We start from the raw sequence: 20,067 nt of genomic DNA, 5'->3' as shown, positions 1-20,067 counted from the left end.
CTCAACAGCCATGATCAAAAACTATTTCAAAATCGCCTGGCGGAATCTTGTGAAGGAACGCCAATTTACGCTTCTGAACCTTGTGGGCCTATCCACGGGGTTGGCGTGTACATTACTCATTTACCTGTGGGTGAACGATGAGCTGCATATTGACCATTACAACGCAAAGGAAGGGCAGCTTTATCAGGTAATGGCCAATCATCCGAGTGAGGATGGTATGGAGACCATTAACCATACCGCCGGGCTCCTGGCCAATGCGCTGGTCGCGGAAATGCCGGAGGTGGAGCACGCGGCGACGGTAGTACCTGCTTCCTGGTTTGGCAATAAGGGATTGGTTTCTTTCGGCGATACGCACATCAAAGCGGGCGGTCAGTTTATCAGTAAGGATTATTTCAATGTTTTCACCTGCCCGGTTTTGGATGGCGATGTGAGTGTGTTGTTTCGTGACAATCAAACAGTTGGCATTTCGAAGGAACTGGCTTTAAAACTGTTTCATACAACGGACAACATCATCGGCAAAACCATCGCCTGGGATCACGGCGAATTCAGCGGTAATTACAATGTAGGCGCAGTTTTTCAAGGAAACCCAACCCATGCGATAGAGCAATTTGAAGTCCTATTCAATTTTGCTCTTTTCGTGGAGAAGCGCCCTAGCATGAAATCCTGGGGCAATAGCGACCCCAGCACTTTTGTGATCCTGAAAAAGGAGGTGGATGTAGACCAGTTCAATGGCAAGATCAAAAACTTTCTCGCTACCAAAGACAAAGGACTGAAAGCGCAGTTACTGGCGATCAAATATTCAGACAAATACCTGCATGGGCAGTTTGAAAATGGCGTGCAGGCAGGTGGGCGGATCACCTATGTACGGCTTTTTTCAATCATCGCCTTGTTTATTCTGGTGATTGCGTGTATTAATTTTATGAATTTGTCCACTGCCAAAGCCTCTGGCAGAATGAAGGAAGTGGGGATCAAGAAGGCCATTGGTGCATACCGCCGGTCGCTGGTGATCCAGTATCTGGGCGAGTCGGTCATGATGGCCTTTCTGTCACTTTTCTTCGCTATTTTGCTGCTGATCATTCTCTTACCGCAATTCAATCAAATTACCGGGAAGCAGATCAGCCTCGCATTTGACAGTCAGATTATCCTCTCAATTTTAGGAATTACATTGCTGACCGGACTCATTGCAGGCAGCTATCCTGCGCTTTATTTGTCCGGATTTAACACCATTGCAGTACTGAAAGGCTCACTTAAAACATCGGCAGGCGAGTTGCTTTTCAGAAAGGGATTAGTAGTATTCCAATTTGCAGTTTCAGTGATTTTCATCGTTTCCGTGCTGGTAGTTTACCGACAGATCGAATACATTCAGAACAAGAATCTCGGATACAGCCGCGACAATATCATTCAATTTGAAATTCCGTTCAAGATGGATTCGCTGAGCCTGGCATCTTCCGAATCATTTCTTAGTGAAGTGAAAAACCTGCCTGGTGTCATGAATGCATCCAGTTTCAGTCATAACCTGACCGGCGGCCACGGTGGAATTTCGGGTTTTGAGTGGCCAGGCCGCCCGCCGGGCAAAGACATTGATTTCGCAAATTTGGAAGTAGGATTCAATTTTATTGAGACCGTTGGAATCAAAATCAAGGAAGGAAGGGGTTTTTCACAAAACCAGAATGCCAGTAATGAGATCATTTTCAATGAATCGGCCATTAAAAGCATGGGGTTGAAAGATCCGGTTGGAAAAATCGTCAGGTTCTGGGGAATGGACCGGCAGATCGTCGGGGTGGTCAAGGATTTTAACTTTGAGTCGCTTTATGAACGTGTAAAACCCTGCTTTTTTCAGGTATATCCTGTTATGCCGAATATTATGGTGAAAATCCAGGCAGGTGCTGAGCCTCAAACCATTGCACAAATTGAAAAAACATTTCAGTCCTATCACCAAGGCAATGCGTTCGAATACAAGTTTTTAGATGAGAACTATAATGCCATGTACGCCTCCGAGCGACGGATCAGTTTACTATCCAGGTATTTCGCCGGACTGACAATTCTCATATCCTGCCTCGGCCTGTTTGGTCTAGCCGCATTTACGGCGCAGCGCAGACAAAAGGAAATAGGGATCCGAAAAGTAGTCGGCGCCACAGTTGGTAATGTCGCGGTGCTGCTATCGACTGATTTTCTTAAACTGGTACTGATCGCCATGATGATCGCCTTCCCGCTCATTGCCTGGGCCATGAACCAGTGGCTCAATGAATTTTCATATCACATTACTTTGGGTTTGAATGTGTTCATTTTTTCCGGCATATCGATTATCGCCCTTGCCGTCGCCACAGTAGGGTATCAAGCCATCAAAGCGGCATTGAGTGATCCGGTTAAAATTCTAAAAAGCGAATAGCACTAAATCTTATGCTCAAAAACTATTTCAAAATTGCATTCCGGCGGTTAATGTCCGACAAAACCCACACCGCGATCAATGTGCTTGGTCTGGCGCTGGGAATGACTAGCTGTTTGGTTATTTACATTTTTGTGCGTTATGAGGTTAGTTTTGACAGTTTTCATACGCAAAGCGAAAATACTTACCGGGTCGTTGAACACAGTCGTCAGGCAGACGGCGTGCAGCATTGGCCTACTACGGCCTATCCTTTGGCGGAGGCGATCAGGAATGATATGCCGGGTGTGCAGGTCACGCAGACTGCCGGCCCCGTAACCCGCATTATCAGTTCCGTGAATAGCAAAGGCAATGTGAGCCGCTTCGAAGAAAACCGCCTAATGTTCGCCGATCAGTACTATTTGCAAACTTTCGACTTCGGGAAGGTTGTTCCCGGTGGAATCTGGCTCGCCGGAAATGCCAAAACGGCTTTTGAGCAAACCAATGCTGTAGTACTAACCACGAAGCTCGCCGACCGTTACTTTGCAGAATTTGCAGGACATTATGACAAGCTGATCGGTAAGACTTTAAAGCTCAATAATACAGATCCGCTGGTGGTATCCGGTATCATCAAAAACCCGCCGCATAATACCAATCTGTTGTTTGAAATGCTGGTAAATTATCAGTTTTTCAAAAATAACAACCGGTACCAGGCTGGTAACTGGTCGGGAAATTATGAGGGAACTACCTATCTCACATTACCTGCTGGCTTGGACCCGAAAGCGATAGAGCGCGGGTTGGCAGCATTGAAGAAAAAATACATGAATGCGGAGGACAACCAGCGCGTCAGTTATTTTTTGCAGCCGCTTGCCGATATCCATACCAATACGATTTATGAAGACTTTTTAGGAGGCTATCACGTGAGCCGCCAAATGCTGTGGGTGCTCGGAAGCCTCGCCATTTTTCTAATCCTCATCGCCTCATTCAATTTTATCAATCTTACTACCGCTCAGGCGAGTCGTCGTAACAAAGAGGTAGGTGTTCGAAAGGCTGTTGGTAGCACGCAAACGCAGCTTTTCGGTCAGTTTATTGGGGAAACGCTCTTTGTTGCAATGTTGGCTGGCGGTATTTCGGCTGTGGCGTTGGGTTTCCTGCTACATTGGGTCAATGCATCGCTGAGCATCATTAACCTGGATCTTCGGCCGGATGTTACTGTCTGGATTTTTTGTGCGGTATTGGTTGTGGCGGTTGCGTTGTTTGCAGGCTTTTACCCGGCGGCAATACTGGCCAGATTTCAGCCGGTCAATGCATTGAAAAGTGCTGGTATGGCACAGCGTCAGCGATTTTCGCTTCGCCAGGGACTGATCGTATTTCAGTTTTGCATTACTTATGGTTTGCTGGCCGGGACGTTCGTTGCTTCCCGTCAAATGAATTTCTTCATGAATAAAGATCTGGGTTTTGCGAGAGATGCGGTGATTACCCTCAACGGTCCGCGAAACCAGGTACAAGGCAAACAGGAGGTTTTCAAACAGCAGTTATTACGTGACCCAGCCATTGAGGAGGTAAGTTTTTCCTCCGGCGCGCCGATCACGGAGAATTACTTTGGCACCGATTTTCGATTGAAATCTGAATCCAGCCAAATGAACCGGCAGGCCGAAATGAAGGTCGTTGATTTGAAATATAACTCCCTATTCGGTCTCCAAACCATCGCCGGTCGCTGGTTTTCCACTTCGAACATTGTACCTGACGGGTCTGCATTCAATGGTTTCGTGGTCAACGAAACCATGGTGAAGAATCTGGGCTTAACTCCTGAAACTGCGATCGGGAAGGTCGTGACGATCAGTGAGGGAGAGGCACCGATTTTGGGAGTGGTGAAAGACTTTCACAATGTATCGCTGCAGCAACCGATTGTACCATGCGTGCTGATGTGCTGGAATACTGGTTTTTTCGAACAAATCCACATTAGGTTGCAGGCTATTCCGGGTGAGCACGTTCTCGATTTACCGAAAGCACTACAAACGATCGAAGGCACCTGGAAGCAACATTTTCCTCAGGATGTATATCAATATGCATTCTTGAATGAGTCTTTGGCGAAGGGCTACATTGTTGAAAAACTGGTTTTTGACGCATTCAGGATTTTTGCGGCGATCTCAATATTTATAGCCTGCTTGGGATTATTTGGCCTCATTACCTTCACTGCCCACCAGCGAACCAAAGAAATTGGCGTTCGCAAAGTACTGGGCGCGTCGGTAGCCGGTATTGTAGCGCTCCTTTCAAAAGATTTCTTGAAACTAGTGATGATCGCAATCGTAATCGGCATCCCCATTACCTGGTATGGATTAAATCAATGGCTACGGAATTTCGAATACAGGATCGGTATTGAATGGTGGGTTTTTGTCCTGGCAGGGCTGCTGGCCATCGGGATTGCCTTATTGACGGTGAGTTACCAAAGTATAAAGTCCGCGCTGATGAATCCGGTAAAAAGTCTAAAAAGCGAATAACACATCCTACTTGCTATGTTCAAAAACTACATAAAAATCGCGTTCAGAAACCTTTACAAAAACAAAGGTTATTCTGCTATTAACATTGGTGGCCTTGCAATGGGAATGGCCGTCGCGATCATGATCGGCCTGTGGATCCAGGATGAATTTTCTTTTGATAAGTACCATCAGAACTACGGCCGCATTGCGAAAGTAATGCAGACGGTTGACTTCGAAGGAGAGGTTTTTCATGGCGGTTATATGCCTGCGCCCATGGGGAGCGAGCTGCGGAACCACTACAAGGATGATTTCAAATATGTGGTCATGTCGTCTTTTAATAGCGAGCATATCCTGGCCAACGGAAACAATAAATTCACCCGGAAAGGTAACTATCTGAGTGCTGAGGCACCTGAAATGTTTTCATTAAAAATGTTGAAAGGCACTCGGGCAGGGTTAAAAGACCAGGCTTCGGTGATGTTGTCGGCCTCGGTTGCCAAAGCATTGTTCGGTGCCGCCGATCCGATGGACAAGATCATCAAACTGGACAATAGACACGACGTCCGCGTTACAGGCGTCTACGAAGATCTTCCATATAATACAGAATTCCGGGACCTTACCTTTATAGTTCCCTGGGACCTGTACGTGAGTACGCAGGATTGGGTGAAAAATGCGATCAATAATGCGGAGTGGAACAATAATTCCTGGCAGGTACTCACGCAGATCAGCGACCATGCGGATTTTGAAACAGTTTCCAGCAAAATCAAAGACATTAAACTAAAACATGCGCCGGAAATAGCTTTCGCCAAGCCTCGGATATATCTGTTACCGATGAGCCAATGGCATTTATTTTCAGGATGGGATAAACACGGGTTACCAGACGGCCGCATTCAGTATGTCTGGCTTTTTGGGATCATTGGCATTTTCGTATTGCTGCTGGCGTCGATCAACTTCATGAACCTGAGTACCGCAAGATCTGAAAAGCGGGCGAAAGAAGTAGGAATTCGCAAGGCGATCGGTTCTATGCGCAGCCAGTTGATCAACCAGTTTCTGAGCGAATCCATGATGGTGGTCGCGCTCGCATTTGTATTGTCGCTCCTGCTGGTCGTGGTACTGCTACCGGTTTTCAATGAAGTGGCTGACAAGCAAATGAATGTTTTGTGGACAAGTCCATGGTTCTGGGTGGCCGGGATCGCTTTTTCCCTGGTCACGGGCCTTATTTCAGGAAGTTACCCCGCGTTTTACTTGTCATCATTTCAACCGGTAAAAGTCTTGAAAGGTGCAGCCCGTGTGGGCCGGTACGCCGCTATCCCCAGAAAAGTGCTGGTGGTTTTACAGTTTACGGTGTCTGTGACCTTGATTATCGGTACGATCATTGTCTTTAAACAAATCCAGCACGCCAAGAACAGGCCGATCGGATACGACCGCACGGGGCTTGTGACGGTAAACATCAATACTCCTGAACTATCCAGCCATTACAATGTGCTACGGGAAAATTTGCTGAGAACAGGTGCGGTGATGGAAATGTCCACATCTTCGGCTCCGGCCACGGAAATGAACTCATCCAACAGCGGATTTGAATGGGAAGGTAAGGACCCGAACTTTAAGGAAAACTTCGGTACCATTGCCGTAACGCATGATTTTGGAAAAACGGTTGGTTGGCAGTTTGTGGAAGGGCGCGATTTTTCAAGACAATTCTCTACGGATTCTTCTGGTATGGTGCTGAACGAGACGGCCCTCAAATACATGAAAATGAAACGTCCGTCTGACATTATAGGCAAGACGGTGAAATGGCAGAACACTTCTTATACGGTGGTGGGTGTAATCAGGGATATGGTCATGGATTCTCCATTCAAGCCTGTTGAGCCGACTCTTTTTATGGTGAATTATGGCTGGGCCAATGTGATCAATATCAAATTGAACCCGACATTACCTGCGAGAGAATCTTTACGGAAAATCGAGTCGGTTTTCAAAGTGATCAATCCGGGCAGTCCTTTCGACTACAAATTTTCGGATGAACAGTACGCTGCCAAATTCGCCACCGAGGAACGAATCGCTACGCTGGCATCCACATTCGCGATCCTGGCCATCGTAATCAGTTGCCTGGGCTTGTTCGGATTGGCTTCTTTCACGGCTGAGCAGCGCACCAAGGAAATCGGCGTGAGGAAGGTGCTGGGGGCTTCGGTAGCTAATTTGTGGGCATTGTTGTCAGGCGACTTTGTGGTGCTGGTGGTGATATCCTGTGTTATTTCTGCGCCCATTGCTTATTATTTTCTCAACGGCTGGCTGCTCAAATACGAGTACCGTACTAATATTTCATGGTGGATTTTCGCCTCTGCTGCGGTCGGGGCGATAGTGATCACATTGTTGACGGTCAGCTATCAGGCGATCAGGGCTGCGTTAATGAACCCGGTTAAAAGTTTGAGAAGCGAATAAATAAAACACTATGCTCCGAAACTCTTTTAAAATTGCTTTCAGAAATCTTGTTAAAAACAGGATCTATTCAGGTATCAACATTGCGGGGCTCGCTATCGGGATGGCGGGGGCCATTATTATTTTCCAGCTGGTTTCCTATCACCTCGAAGTAGATCATTATCACCGGAATGCGGCCCGGACTTATCGCGTGGTGGTGGATTTGCACCTGGAAGATGGATCTGTGGAGAAAGAAAAAGGATCGGCATATTTGCTGCATGAAACGCTTAAAAAAGAATATGGTGATGTAGAGAGTGCCAGTTACCTCGCCCAAAAAGAGCTGACAATAGCAGTCGGAAATACAAATCCGAAGAAATTCCTCGAAAAGGAAACTGCGGCTTTCACCAATCCTGATTTTTTCAAAATATTCGATTACGAATGGCTGAGCGGGAATGCAGCTGTTTTGAATGCGCCCAATACAGTCGTGCTCACGGAGCGATATGCGCGAAAATACTTTGGGAAAACCAATGTCATAGGTCAGTACATCAGGATCAATAACCAGGAAAACGCGGTAGTAGCAGGAATTATAAAGGACTACCCGGAGCTGACGGATTTCAAAAGAGACATTTTCGTCTCACTTCCGACATTGAAAAAACTGATGCCCGAATACGGTTACCAGGATTGGGGCTGGATAGATAGCGGTCGCGAAACATACATTACCTTGCGTTCCGTAGAGGATAAGGCCGCCTTCGAAAAGCAAATGCCGGCCTTTTCAAAAAGGTACTATGGCGCCGATAGTAAGGTTTTTCACTACCATTTGCAGGAGCTGGCGGATGTACATTTCAATGTAGACTACGGCGGAAAGATCAAGTACTCGACAATCATTATGCTGGGCTCGGTCGGTTTATTGCTCGTTTTGATCGCCTGCTTCAATTTTATCAATCTATCTACCGCACAAGCATTTAAAAGGGGAAAAGAAGTAGGCGTGCGAAAGGTGCTGGGTGTGTCACGGGCTCAGGTTTTTTGGCTGTTTATTCAGGAAACCGCTCTTTTTACCATTATATCGTTCGTGTTGGCCATTGCCCTGTCGGGTATGATGGCCATGTTGCTGACAGACTGGCTCGGAATACACATTCAAAACAGCGGCCTCACTGACTTTGGTTTTGTGACATTCATTCTCCTTTTGCTGGTTTTTGTAGTTGCGATGGCCGGGTTTTATCCTGCGGTGATGATATCGAATTTTAATCCGCTGCTAGCGATCAAAGGTTTGGCAGGCCAGCAGGTGAACGGACATTTTTCGGTCAGAAAAGGACTTGTTGTGGTTCAGTTCGCGATCTCGTTTGTCATGATCGCGGTTTCTATGGTCATTATCCTTCAAGCCAGATACCTCAAAAATAAAGACTTAGGCGTGGATAAGGACCTTGTTTTACACATTAACCTCCCCGAAACCGAATCAGGCAAGGTTAGCACATTCCGAAATGAGGTCACACGGTTAAAAGACGTTGCTAGTGTCTCTTTTTTCAGGACGCCGCCTTCCGCCCAGCTGGGAAGCGGAGGTAGCATTAAATTCGAAAACAGGGACTGGGAAAAATTCGTAGCGAGATCCCGGGTTGCCGATCATAACTATGTTAAAACGTACGGGTTGAAATTGGTCGCAGGACGAAATGTGGTTGCGTCAGATACATTACGAGAACTGCTGATTAATCAAAAACTGGTCAAAGCGCTTGGACTGAAATCGCCGGATGAGGCATTGAATCGACGTCTGCTGGTAGGGGATGCGGATAAGACCGGCGTGATTGTAGGAGTACTGTCCGATTTCAATAACTCGGATCTTTATACTGCCATAGAGCCGACCGTTGTTTATTCAACATTGAAATATTACAGGCAGGCCGGCGTCAAACTGGCACATTTGAGTTCCGGTACCATTCAGGACATTGAAAGGGTGTGGTCGAAACAGTTTCCCGACAATGTATTTCAGCACAGTTTTTACGACGATGAGATCGCCCGTTTTTATCAGCGAGAGGAGCTGACTTCCCATTTGACTTCCCTTTTCGCATTGTTATCGGTGTTTTTGTCCTGTCTAGGATTGTTTGGCCTGGCGGTTTTTTCCATTGAGCAGCGTACCAAAGAGATCGGTGTACGCAAAGTGCTGGGTGCTTCGGTCATGAGCATCACGGGTTTGTTGTCCAAAGATTTCCTGCGGCTGGTCCTCATCGCCATCGTGATCGCCAGTCCGGCGGCTTATTATTTTATGGATAAATGGTTGCAGGACTTCGCATTCCGCATCGACATTGAATGGTGGATTTTTGTCGTTTCTGCGCTGGTAGCTGCTGGTATAGCTCTGGCCACCGTGAGTTTTCATAGTGTCAAAGCAGCATTGATGAATCCGGTGGAAAGCTTAAAAAGCGAGTAATTGTCCTTTTTTATAAATATTAATTCATAGCCATGCTCCGAAACTATTTCAAAATCGCTTTCCGGATCCTTTTGAAAAATAAAGGTTATTCCGCCATTAACATAGGAGGTTTGTCAGTCGGGATGGCCGTCGCGACGTTGATCGGACTATGGGTCTACGATGAGTTGTCATTTGATAAAAATCACAAAAACTATGACAGGGTCGCCCAGGTAAGGCAGTTTGTCAAGTTTGATGTTGAAAAAGCGATGTACGATGTGATGCCGATCCCGCTGGCGGAGGAGCTTCGCAGCAAGTATGCGGAATTTGAATCGGTCAGTTTGTCGAAAGGACAATCTTACATTCTCACATCAGGCGAGAAGAAATTTTCGAAAACCGGTAGTGCGGTAGAACCTGCTTTTACGGATATCATGTCGGTGAAAATGCTGGCTGGAACACGAGCTGGCCTCGCTGAGGTTAATTCCATTCTGTTGTCTAAATCACTGGCCGGGGCCTTTTTTGGAAATGATAATCCGATCAATAAACTGATCAGTATCGACAACAAACAGACCGTCAGGGTTACAGGTGTATATGACGATTTTCCTGAAAACAGCTCGTTTAAAGAAGTCTATTTCCTAACTCCCTGGCGCTTACTAATCGCGATGGATGCCGGCGCAAAACGTTCGCAGGATCAATGGGACGAGAATTCTTACCAGATTTACGCGCAACTCAAAAGTGGCGCCGACTTCGGAGTCGTGTCTGGCAAGATCAAAGATATCCGCGTCAACCGCGCAGATCCGCCGGGGTACAAGCCCGAGTTTTTCCTGCACCCGATGCACGACTGGCATTTACGTTCTGATTTCAAAGACGGAAAGCAGGTTGGCGGGCTGATCGAATTTGTATGGCTGTTTGGCACGATAGGTTTCTTTGTATTGCTGCTGGCCTGTATCAATTTCATGAACCTGAGCACTGCGCGCTCCGAAAAGCGGGCCAAGGAAGTGGGTATCAGAAAAGCGATAGGCTCTATGCGGAGCCAGCTCATCAATCAGTTTTTCAGTGAATCGATGCTGGTCGCAGTGCTTTCATTCGTCCTTTCATTATTGCTTTCGTTCCTTGCATTATCATTTTTCAATGAAGTTGCTGAGAAAAAGATCTCCATACCGTGGACGAATCCATTGTTTTGGGCCATTGGAATAGGATTTAGTCTGATGACGGGCGTCATTGCCGGAAGTTATCCGGCACTTTACCTTTCGTCTTTCCAGCCTTTGAAAGTACTGAAAGGAACCATGCGTGCCGGCCGTTTCGCAGCCATTCCAAGACAGGTACTGGTGGTTTTGCAGTTCACAGTTTCTGTTACCTTGATCATCGGTACCATTGTGGTGTTCCGGCAGATCCAGTTTGCCAAGAACCGTCCGGTGGGCTACACTCGCAACGGACTCATTGAAGTGAGCATGAACACACCGGAGCTTTACGGGCATTACGATGCCATGCGGAATGATCTGCTGAATACTGGTGCTGTGCGAGAAATGTCGCAGTCGTCGGGTTCCGTAACGGTCCAGTATGGCGGTACTACCAATGTTTCGTGGGAAGGAAAAGCGCACGGCACGCAGCCATTGGTGATGAGTAATTTTGTGACGCATGATTACGGGAAGGCGATCGGCTGGACAATGGTGCAAGGGCGGGATTTTTCGAGGGCGTTCTCCGCGGATTCGGCCGCTATCATCATCAATGAATCTGCTGTAAAGCTCATGGGCTTCAAAAATCCATTGGAATCTTTTGTTACCTGGGACAGTAGACCCTATAAAGTGATCGGCGTGACGCGCAATATGATCAAGGAAAATCCATTCTCGCCTACCAATCCGTCCTTTTTCCTGCTGAATTATAGGAATGTGAGCGTCATTAATATCAGCCTGGCACCCGATCAAAGCACCAGCGAATCATTAGCCAAAGTGCAGGGTGTTTTTGCAAAGTATAATCCGACGAGTCCATTTGTTTACAACTTTGTGGATCAGGAATATGCCAAAAAATTCGGTGAAGAAGAGCGTATCGGCAAACTGACGGTATTTTTTGCGGTACTCGCTGTTTTCATTTCCTGCCTGGGTTTGTTTGGTCTGGCCTCATTTGTTGCTGAACAGCGCGTGAAGGAAATCGGCATTCGCAAAGTACTCGGTGCGTCCGTTGCAAACTTATGGCAAATGCTATCCACTGATTTTGTGGTGCTGATCATCATATCCTGCGTCATCGCCGGGCCTATCGCCTGGTACTTCATGAGTGGCTGGTTGCAAAACTACGCCTATCACGATGAGCTTTCATGGTGGATATTTGCGGCAACAGGATTAGGAGCATTGGTAGTGACGTTGCTGACGGTCAGCTACCAGGCGATCAGGGCGGCTTTGCTGGATCCTGTGAAAAGCCTGCGGAGCGAGTAAGTGGCTTTGCACATGAAGGTTAGCAAAATGTGATTAATGTTTTATTAAATCAGACGTGTCGGGAAAATATTTCTCAAAGGCTCTTTATCTTGCAGGATATTCCTCATCAATGAATTATGCCTTTGCCCAGACTATTTACTCACACTACGATTTACCTGCTGTTGTTTTTTTCAGGACAACTCTATGCACAAAAAAAAGCGCTGGTTTCGAGCCTGGAAGCAGGTCTCGAAGCCGGAGCGTATGTGTCTACCAATGACGATACCCCATTCTGGCTGCGTACCAACCGTTTCGGAATCGTTTCGAACCAGTCTCCCTCCGGTGTTTTGCAGGGTTATCTTCGCAAAAATTACCAATTCTTCGACAGCCTTTCCAATCGTTCCAGGAAACTGGACTGGCGAGTGGCCGTCAATCCGGTACTGACTTACAACAAGACGAATAAATACAACCTGGTTTTGCCGGAAGCGAATGCGAGTGTGCGGTTTAAAATGACCGAGATTTACATTGGCAGGAGGAAAGAGGTGATGGGCCTGGGTGACACTACCTTGTCGTCGGGCTTTTATTCGGGCTCTGGCAATGCATTACCCATGCCCAAGATCCAGATCGGTACCATTGGTTTCACGCCATTGAAATTCACCCGGAATTTTCTGGCAATACATGCCGGTTTTGCCCACGCATGGTTTCATACCGATTACCTGGACGGTGTAAGACTGCATCAGAAATTCCTGTATTTCAGGTTGGGGAAGCCAGCTTCGGTCAGCAAATTCTACCTCGGGCTTAACCACAATGTGATGTGGGCCGGCCATGGCGAGTACCTGAAAGAAAATCCGGATTTAGCCCTGGACGGCGAATTACCTTCTTCCTGGAAATTTTTTCCTAATGTGGTCCTGGCCTATACCTCCAAAAATTGGTATAAAAAAAATGGTTATAGCTCCTTTGACAGCTACCGGCTGGGCAATCATTTGGGGAGCTATGATTTTGGTTTTGAAACGAAGGCGGGCGCCTATAAGCTGTTCATTTACCATCAGCATCCCTTTGAAGACGTGTCCAGTATGGTGTTCAAAAACGTTCCTGACGGGCTTTATGGTGTTAATTTCAAATTGAAAAGTGCCAGCCAGCGCACAGGCGTCCTGCTGACCAACATTACCGTCGAATTCTTGACAACAAAGGACCAGTCGGGCTCTCAATTTTTTATTACCGGCAGTAAATTCCAGGGAGCAGACAATTATTTCAACCATTCACAATACAAAGAGGGCTGGTCGTACAGGGGGCGGCCCATCGGTACGCCGTTTATTATCCCAGGTAAAGATATGGACCCGGCCAAGCAGGGTAATGGTCGATATTATCCCAATAACCGGGTAAATATGTGGTACCTGGGCGCACAGGGAAGGCTTGGGAAGGCATTATCGTTGACTTTGAGAACCTCATACAGCCGTAATTTCGGAACGCCGGGCGCGGACTATAATCCTGTGCGCGGGCAATTTTCTTCATTATTGGGTGCCGAATACAGGCTGGCGTTTCTGGGTAACACCATTCTCACAGCGCAATGGGCCATGGACAGGGGGGATATCTTCACCAAAAACAATGGCGGCTTTATCGGTTTGAAAAAGGCCTGGTAAGCGTGCTATGTAACCCAACATGCACAATGTTCATCCGTGAACAAAATTGTTCGATTTCGGACAATTTTATGTGTTTTGTTGAAGCTAACAAATTGACATAGAATAGGTTGGTGAACTTGGCATAACTTTATTGCAGTGAGTTTTTTAATCTTTGCTATGCTCAAAAATTACCTTAAAATTGCTTTCCGCAATATCTGGAAGAACAAAGTTTTTTCAGCCATCAATATTGTTGGTCTTGCTATCGGCATGGCTTCCTGTATTATGATCATGCTCTTCGTATTTTTCGAAAAGAGCTTTGATCAAATGCATACCAAGAACCTTTACAGGCTCGATGAAGTACAGAAATTCGAAGGCATGGTCGCCCCTCAGAAAGTAGCATTGTCTATGTTTCCAATGGGCCCTACCTTAAAAGAAGAATTCCCTCAGATCCGCGACTATACCCGTCTTACCTCATTTGACAAGGCCTTACTCACTTATCAGGAAAAGAAAATAGAATTGCCGAAAGTGCTTTGGGTAGATCCTAATTTTTTTCAAATGTTTGATTATAAGCTGATTGAAGGCGAAAAGGCGAATGTGCTGAAAGAACCCAACACAGCTGTACTCTCCAAAAGCAGTGCTGCCAGTATGTTCGGTAATGTCGATCCGATCGGCAAATCTGTCATTCACTATGGTAATGATACCCTCACTTTCAAGGTGACAGGGATCATGGAAGATGTACCTGCCAATTCGCATTTGCAATTCGATGGCCTATTTTCGTTCAGTACCATCACCGGTCCTGATAATATGAAAAATTGGGGCGGAAACTGGCTCATTACCTACCTTGATCTGGCCAAAGATACCGATGTACCAGCACTAGAAAAGAAGTTTCCTGCTTACCTGAAACGGCATATGAAAGAAGGCGGCTGGAAGTTCTATGAGCTGTTTCTGCAACCGCTGGCAGATGTTCACGCGCAGTCAGCCGACATTACGCACGATTATATCAATTTTCAAAAGTTCGACAGGAGCTATACCTACATATTTTCGGTGATAGGGATCATTGTCCTGATCATTGCCTGCGTCAATTTTATGAACCTTTCCACCGCGCGTTCGACGGGAAGGGCGAAAGAGGTGGGTATCCGCAAATCCATTGGTGCACAGCGGTTTCAGCTGGCCGGACAGTTTATCGGAGAATCGGTTCTGTTGTCGGTCATTGCGTTGGTACTGGCGGTATTGTTGGTCAAACTGCTGCTGCCGGGTGTGAATCAGCTGAGTCAGAGGGAGCTGAACTTTGCGTTCTTTACCAACCCTGCATTGTTGCTGGGTATTTTGGGAGGAACGGTCGTGATCGGTATTTTTTCTGGACTTTATCCTGCTGCGTTCCTGTCTGCTTTTCAGCCCATTACCGTATTGAAAGGTACATTGCAGCATAGCAAGAGCAATTTCAGGAATGCATTGGTGATCGCCCAGTTTTCGAGCGCGGTATTCCTGATCATCGCGACTGCTTTCGCGGTTAAACAGCTGCGTTACATGCAGAAAAAGGATCCTGGTTTTGTCAAGGAGCAGGTGATAATTATTCCGCTGGATTCCAAATCGGGGCCTAAGTATCAGGCGATCAAACAAGAGTTGCTTTCCAGTTCATTTGTGGAAGCGGTGACGGGCTCACAACAGCGGTTAGGAAACAATTTCCACCAGACCGGCGTCACATTTCACGGCGACGGACCTGCCAAAGAGATCGCTTCGTCGCAGGTGGTCGTGGATCCGGATTATCTTACATTGTATAAAATCAAACTTGTCGCCGGGCGGAATTTTACGTCCGACGGCTCGGATAATGCCAAAACGTATATCATTAACGAGTCGCTTGCGAAAGAACTCCTGAGAGATCAGCCCAAACTCACTTTGGAAACGCTGGTAGGAAAGCATTTCGGATTTTCCGGAATGGATTCATCGGGAACAATTGTAGGGATAGCGAGAGATTTCAATTTCAACTCGCTGCATCATAAGATCGAAACATTATGCCTGTTTAACCAAAAAGACTGGGGTTATCAGGAAATGTCTGTGCGGATTAAGGGAAAAGATGCAAAACAGTCGATTGCAGCCATTCAAGCGATGTGGGCTAACTTGGTACCTGACCAAACTTTCACTTATTCTTTCCTGGATGAACATTTTGCCGATCTATACCGCGCCGATAGCCAGGTGAGCGAAATTGTAGGTATTCTCGCCGCGCTGGCCATTTTCGTGTCATGCCTGGGTCTGTTTGGCCTGGCTTCGTATTCCGCCGAAAGGAGGATCAAGGAGATTGGGGTTCGCAAGGTCATGGGTGCTTCAGTGGCAGGCATCGTCGCGCTACTCTCGAAAGACTTCGTAAGGCTGGTGCTGGTATCGATCATCATTGCAACGCCCGTCGCGTGGTGGGCAGTGAATGCCTGGCTGACCGATTTCGCTTACCGGATTGACATAGAATGGTGGGTTTTTGTAACAGCAGGATTAATGGCCATTGCCGTAGCATTGCTCACGATCAGTTTTCAAAGTATCAAAGCAGCAATGACGAATCCAGTGAAGTCGTTGAGGTCGGAATAATAGCCAATTAGCCCTTTAACCTATGTTCAAAAACTACTTAAAAATCGCCCGGCGTAACCTCTTTCGTCATAAGACTTTTTCGTTGATCAATATTCTTGGGCTGACGATCGGGTTGACCTGCTGTTTTTTGATCATGGTTTTTGTTCGGCATGAGTTGAGTTATGATCAGTTTCATGCGAAGTACGATCGGATTTACAGGCTCAATTACATGCCTAAGTTTGCAGGTTTTACCCAGTATATCGGTCTCACTCCGGCGGTTGCTTCGCCTTTGCTGCCAGACTTTTTTTCAGAAATAGAAAAGTCCGCGCGCGTGTACAGGAGCAACGCGACCATTGAAATACCCAATAGCACCAATCCGCGGCCAGTCAAATTTGATGAGGAGCGTTTCTTTTTTGCAGATTCAACATTACCTCAGATCTTTTCTTTTCAATTTATCGAAGGTGACGTCAGGACGGCATTGAAGCAGAAATTTTCGGTTGTTATTACCGATAAGATCGCGCAAAAATATTTTGGGACAAAAAATGCACTCGGAAAGACGCTGCTTTACGAAGGAAAACACCCGCTGAAAGTTACCGGCGTTATCAAGGAACTGCCTGACAATTCGCACATTAAAATTGATTTGCTGTCGGATTACCAAACCATGTATGCGACCGAAAGCGAGCTGGTGAGGAGCAATATTCCGAAGAACTGGGTGATCACACATTCCGCAACCTATGTTTTGCTTCGGCCCGGGAAAACGGCAGAGAGTGTGAATGCGAGGCTGCCGAAGTTTTTGGCTACCTATGCCGACCCTAATGTGAGCAAGGGAATTGAATATAAGCTGCAACCGCTGGCCGACATTCACCTTAATTCTGAAATTGAAAATAACCCCGAACCCACCGGCAGTCGTACCTATATATATGTATTTCTCGGTATCGGGTTAATGACATTGCTCATTGCCTGCATTAACTTCATCAATTTGTCAACCGCCAGGTCGCTGAAAAGGGCGCGGGAAGTTGGGATACGCAAAACATTGGGTAGCGAAAAAGCGCAGATTGTCTTTCAGTTTCTGGGCGAATCCATGTTATTGAGCAGCATTGCGTTGGTACTAGCCATTGTTTTGATCGCGCTGCTGTTTCCGGTACTGAATGATCTCACGGATAAAAATCTGACATTATCCTACCTTTTGGAAAACCCGGGGTTAGTGATTGTATTTGTCGCTGTCGCATTGATTGCCGGGCTTTTGTCGGGAAGCTATCCAGCCTTTTTTGTCGCCCGTTTTCAGCCCATTACTACGTTAAAAGGAAGCTTTGTAAGTGGTAAGGCAAGAGGCGGAGCGCTACGGCAGGTATTGCTAGGATTTCAGTTTATTGCTTCCATCATGCTCATCATCGGTGCTATGGTGGCGTTTCGGCAGTTGCAATTCCTGATGGAGAAGCCCATGGGTTTTGACAAAGACCATATTCTCACAGCAAGTCTTCGAAGCGAGAAAATTACAAACCTGTTCGCTACACCCAGCGACAGTTCCTATCTGAAACTCAAAACTTTCAGAAATATCCTGCTCAAAAACCCGAATGTGAAAGAAGTCACATTTTCAACCCGGCAAATGGGCGCCGGAGCCGTTCAGCGCAATGTGGCTCCGGAAGGAAAAACCCGGGATGCTAATCTTTTCATTGGTACAGTAGGCGTGGATTTCAATTTTGTGAAAACCTATGGTCTCAAACTGGCCGCAGGCAGAGATTTTTCAGAAAGCCATTCTACGGATAAAACAGCGGCATTTTTGATCAACGAAACCGGTGTGAAGCAGCTGGAATGGAAATCCGCTCAGGACGCAATCGGGAAATCCATTAATCTGGAAGGGAAGCAGGGGCGAATCATTGGTGTGTTAAAGGATTTTCATAATCTGTCATTACAAAACCCGATTCAGGGCATGGTGATGGATATCGACCAGCCCATGTTCACACAGGTGTCGATCAAACTTTCACCCCGTGAAATGGATAAAACGCTGGGATATGTGAGGGAGGAATGGGACAAGTATTTTCCTGAAAAAGGTTTTGATTACGAATTTCTGAATCAGAGCATTGCGGCTTCCTACGCTACCGAGCAGCGACTGAGTAAACTAATCGGCTATTTCGCAGGTATGGCGGTACTGATCTCTTGCCTGGGATTGTATGGTCTGGTTTCTATTGTAACGCAGCAGCGTACGAAGGAAATCGGGGTTAGGAAAGTACTGGGGGCTTCGGTGAGCAGCATTGTGCAATTATTGTCCAGGGATTTTGTGGTACTGGTCGCAGTGTCGCTGGTGATCGCCAGCCCGTTGGCCTGGTACGCGATGAATAAATGGTTGCAGGATTTTGCATTTAAGACAGATATTGCCTGGTGGATATTCGCCTTGGCAGGGCTGCTGACCATTACCGTTACGATTTTGACAGTCGGTTTTCAGAGTATTAAGTCAGCATTGATTAATCCGGTAAAGTCGTTGAGGAGCGAGTAGGGGCGGCTTTCAGCTTTTAGCTGTTAGCTCTTAGCTAATGGCTAACAGCTAACAGCTAAAAGCCAAAAACCAAAAGCCCAAAAAAATTAAATCAATTTAAAAAACACCAATCACCATGAGCCACATTGCGATCCCGATCCCGCCGCTTCAAGGTAAGCAGGAGATTAAAGTTGAAGTAACGATCAATGGAATTAAACAGAACTTGTTCTATCGTGTTGAGCTTTTTTATTGGGAAGATTGCACCAATCCTGTGGCTCATCGTGCCGATTGTATCAGCGAGATGTTGTCTCATCACGATCCGGATTGGACCGTTTACTACATTGGTGCGCCTACGGACGAGTTTGTACCGATCACATTTGTAAAGAAAGAGAGCAGGAACCTTCTCCGGGAAGCGATTGCATAAACTCTACTTTTTGCTCAAAACCAAAATTTATCCGAACCTTCGGCAGGTTTCCACTTGCTTTTCGGCTCGAAATGGTTCCAGATTATGGCAGAGACTTTCCGGATGAGGACATAACCTTCATTTTGTTTTTGCCAGGTCTGGTCCTGTTGGTTTTTAGTCGCAATGCACAAAACATAATCGCCATGCGGCGCGTGAATGACCAGTGCCTCTGACTTGGCCTGGTTGACGGCGCCGCTTTTTGCGGCTGTTTTAATGTAAGGAGGTATCTGCGATATAGCCTCGCCGTCCCAGAACTGCATGCCCATATACCGGTACATCCGCTCGCTGACCGCCGGACTGATGGCCTTACCATTGCGGATCATGGCAACCAGTTCGGCCATTTCACGGGGTGTGGTCTGGCCCCAGCCATATTTGGCCTGCCCGTCTTTTCTACCCGGCGTTCTCGAATTCACTCTCGTATTGGCAAATCCGTTACTGTCCAGCCATTGGTTGATCGTCGCACCGCCGCCTGCCATGGCCTGCAACCACAGGCTGCCGGTATTGTCGCTCAGCGAGATCATGAGATGGACGACTTTGGGCAATGCAATTTTAGTACTGTCTTTCAAAGAGCCTACTATGCCATTATCGTATTTCAACGAGTCGCGGTAAACGAGTTCCTGGTCAAATTTTATTTCTCCCTGATTGATTTTGTTAAAAAGCCCGCACAAGATCGGCACTTTCACCATACTGGCAGTCGGAAAAATGGTATCCGCATTGACTGCGGCGACACGGTTTGTTTTGAGATTCCGAACATATACGCCTACCTCGCCATGAAATCCCGCCAAGGCTTCTTCGAGCTGCGCAGTCAGCCTCTTATCAACAGAAGTTTTTTCAATGGTAAGCGGTTGGGCACACAAAAATCCGGCAGCCAGCAAAAACAGAATGGTGTAATAATACTTTTTCATGTGGCC

At 46.7% G+C, this 20,067-nt stretch carries 10 protein-coding genes; 9 read left to right on the top strand and 1 reads right to left on the bottom strand.

The window, feature by feature from the left end:
* The first annotated feature begins 10 nt into the window (after nt 1-10).
* The 9 genes from ABIO93_RS32070 (at nt 11) to ABIO93_RS32030 (ending at nt 19,117) form a co-directional block, all read left to right on the top strand.
* On the top strand, nt 11-2,389 hold the full coding sequence (locus ABIO93_RS32070; protein ID WP_348074132.1) for an FtsX-like permease family protein: 2,379 nt from the start codon (nt 11-13) through the stop codon (nt 2,387-2,389).
* An 11-nt stretch (nt 2,390-2,400) separates the two neighbouring features.
* Complete coding sequence (locus tag ABIO93_RS32065; protein WP_348074130.1) at nt 2,401-4,863, top strand: FtsX-like permease family protein; 2,463 nt, start codon at nt 2,401-2,403, stop codon at nt 4,861-4,863.
* Between the two features lie 15 nt (nt 4,864-4,878).
* On the top strand, nt 4,879-7,275 hold the full coding sequence (locus ABIO93_RS32060) for an ABC transporter permease (RefSeq protein ID WP_348074129.1): 2,397 nt from the start codon (nt 4,879-4,881) through the stop codon (nt 7,273-7,275).
* 10 nt (nt 7,276-7,285) lie between these two features.
* Nucleotides 7,286-9,664 carry an ABC transporter permease gene (locus tag ABIO93_RS32055; RefSeq protein ID WP_348074128.1) on the top strand — a complete coding sequence of 793 codons (2,379 nt, stop codon included), beginning with the start codon at nt 7,286-7,288 and terminating at the stop codon, nt 9,662-9,664.
* Nucleotides 9,665-9,696: 32 nt separating this feature from the next.
* The gene (locus tag ABIO93_RS32050) at nt 9,697-12,069 is read left to right on the top strand and encodes an ABC transporter permease (protein ID WP_348074127.1); all 2,373 of its coding nucleotides are present in this window, start codon (nt 9,697-9,699) and stop codon (nt 12,067-12,069) included.
* Nucleotides 12,070-12,191: 122 nt separating this feature from the next.
* Nucleotides 12,192-13,685 carry a capsule assembly Wzi family protein gene (locus tag ABIO93_RS32045; RefSeq protein ID WP_348074126.1) on the top strand — a complete coding sequence of 498 codons (1,494 nt, stop codon included), beginning with the start codon at nt 12,192-12,194 and terminating at the stop codon, nt 13,683-13,685.
* Between the two features lie 156 nt (nt 13,686-13,841).
* Nucleotides 13,842-16,241, top strand: a complete 2,400-nt coding sequence (locus ABIO93_RS32040; protein ID WP_348074125.1) for an ABC transporter permease — start codon at nt 13,842-13,844, stop codon at nt 16,239-16,241.
* A gap of 22 nt (nt 16,242-16,263) precedes the next feature.
* Complete coding sequence (locus ABIO93_RS32035; RefSeq protein WP_348074123.1) at nt 16,264-18,714, top strand: ABC transporter permease; 2,451 nt, start codon at nt 16,264-16,266, stop codon at nt 18,712-18,714.
* 115 nt (nt 18,715-18,829) lie between these two features.
* Nucleotides 18,830-19,117 (top strand): hypothetical protein, encoded by a 288-nt coding sequence (locus tag ABIO93_RS32030; RefSeq protein WP_348074122.1) that lies wholly within the window; start codon nt 18,830-18,832, stop codon nt 19,115-19,117.
* A 14-nt stretch (nt 19,118-19,131) separates the two neighbouring features.
* Here ABIO93_RS32030 and ABIO93_RS32025 read toward each other — a convergent pair whose 3' ends face one another.
* Complete coding sequence (locus tag ABIO93_RS32025) at nt 19,132-20,061, bottom strand: serine hydrolase (RefSeq protein ID WP_348074121.1); 930 nt, start codon at nt 20,059-20,061, stop codon at nt 19,132-19,134.
* Nucleotides 20,062-20,067 lie beyond the last annotated feature (6 nt).

The sequence above is a fragment of the Dyadobacter sp. genome, from assembly GCF_039919315.1.
GTDB lineage: Bacteria > Bacteroidota > Bacteroidia > Cytophagales > Spirosomataceae > Dyadobacter.
Note: the sequence above shows the minus strand (reverse complement) of the source record. Positions and strands in the feature narration are given on the sequence as shown.

What these genes read in the sequence shown, in the direction of transcription:
- ABIO93_RS32070 (WP_348074132.1), top strand. Translation starts at nt 11, where the DNA reads ATGATCAAAAACTATTTCAAAATCGCCTGGCGGAATCTTGTGAAGGAA.
- ABIO93_RS32065 (WP_348074130.1), top strand. Translation starts at nt 2,401, where the DNA reads ATGCTCAAAAACTATTTCAAAATTGCATTCCGGCGGTTAATGTCCGAC.
- ABIO93_RS32060 (WP_348074129.1), top strand. Translation starts at nt 4,879, where the DNA reads ATGTTCAAAAACTACATAAAAATCGCGTTCAGAAACCTTTACAAAAAC.
- ABIO93_RS32055 (WP_348074128.1), top strand. Translation starts at nt 7,286, where the DNA reads ATGCTCCGAAACTCTTTTAAAATTGCTTTCAGAAATCTTGTTAAAAAC.
- ABIO93_RS32050 (WP_348074127.1), top strand. Translation starts at nt 9,697, where the DNA reads ATGCTCCGAAACTATTTCAAAATCGCTTTCCGGATCCTTTTGAAAAAT.
- ABIO93_RS32040 (WP_348074125.1), top strand. Translation starts at nt 13,842, where the DNA reads ATGCTCAAAAATTACCTTAAAATTGCTTTCCGCAATATCTGGAAGAAC.
- ABIO93_RS32035 (WP_348074123.1), top strand. Translation starts at nt 16,264, where the DNA reads ATGTTCAAAAACTACTTAAAAATCGCCCGGCGTAACCTCTTTCGTCAT.
- ABIO93_RS32030 (WP_348074122.1), top strand. Translation starts at nt 18,830, where the DNA reads ATGAGCCACATTGCGATCCCGATCCCGCCGCTTCAAGGTAAGCAGGAG.
- ABIO93_RS32025 (WP_348074121.1), bottom strand. Translation starts at nt 20,061, where the DNA reads ATGAAAAAGTATTATTACACCATTCTGTTTTTGCTGGCTGCCGGATTT.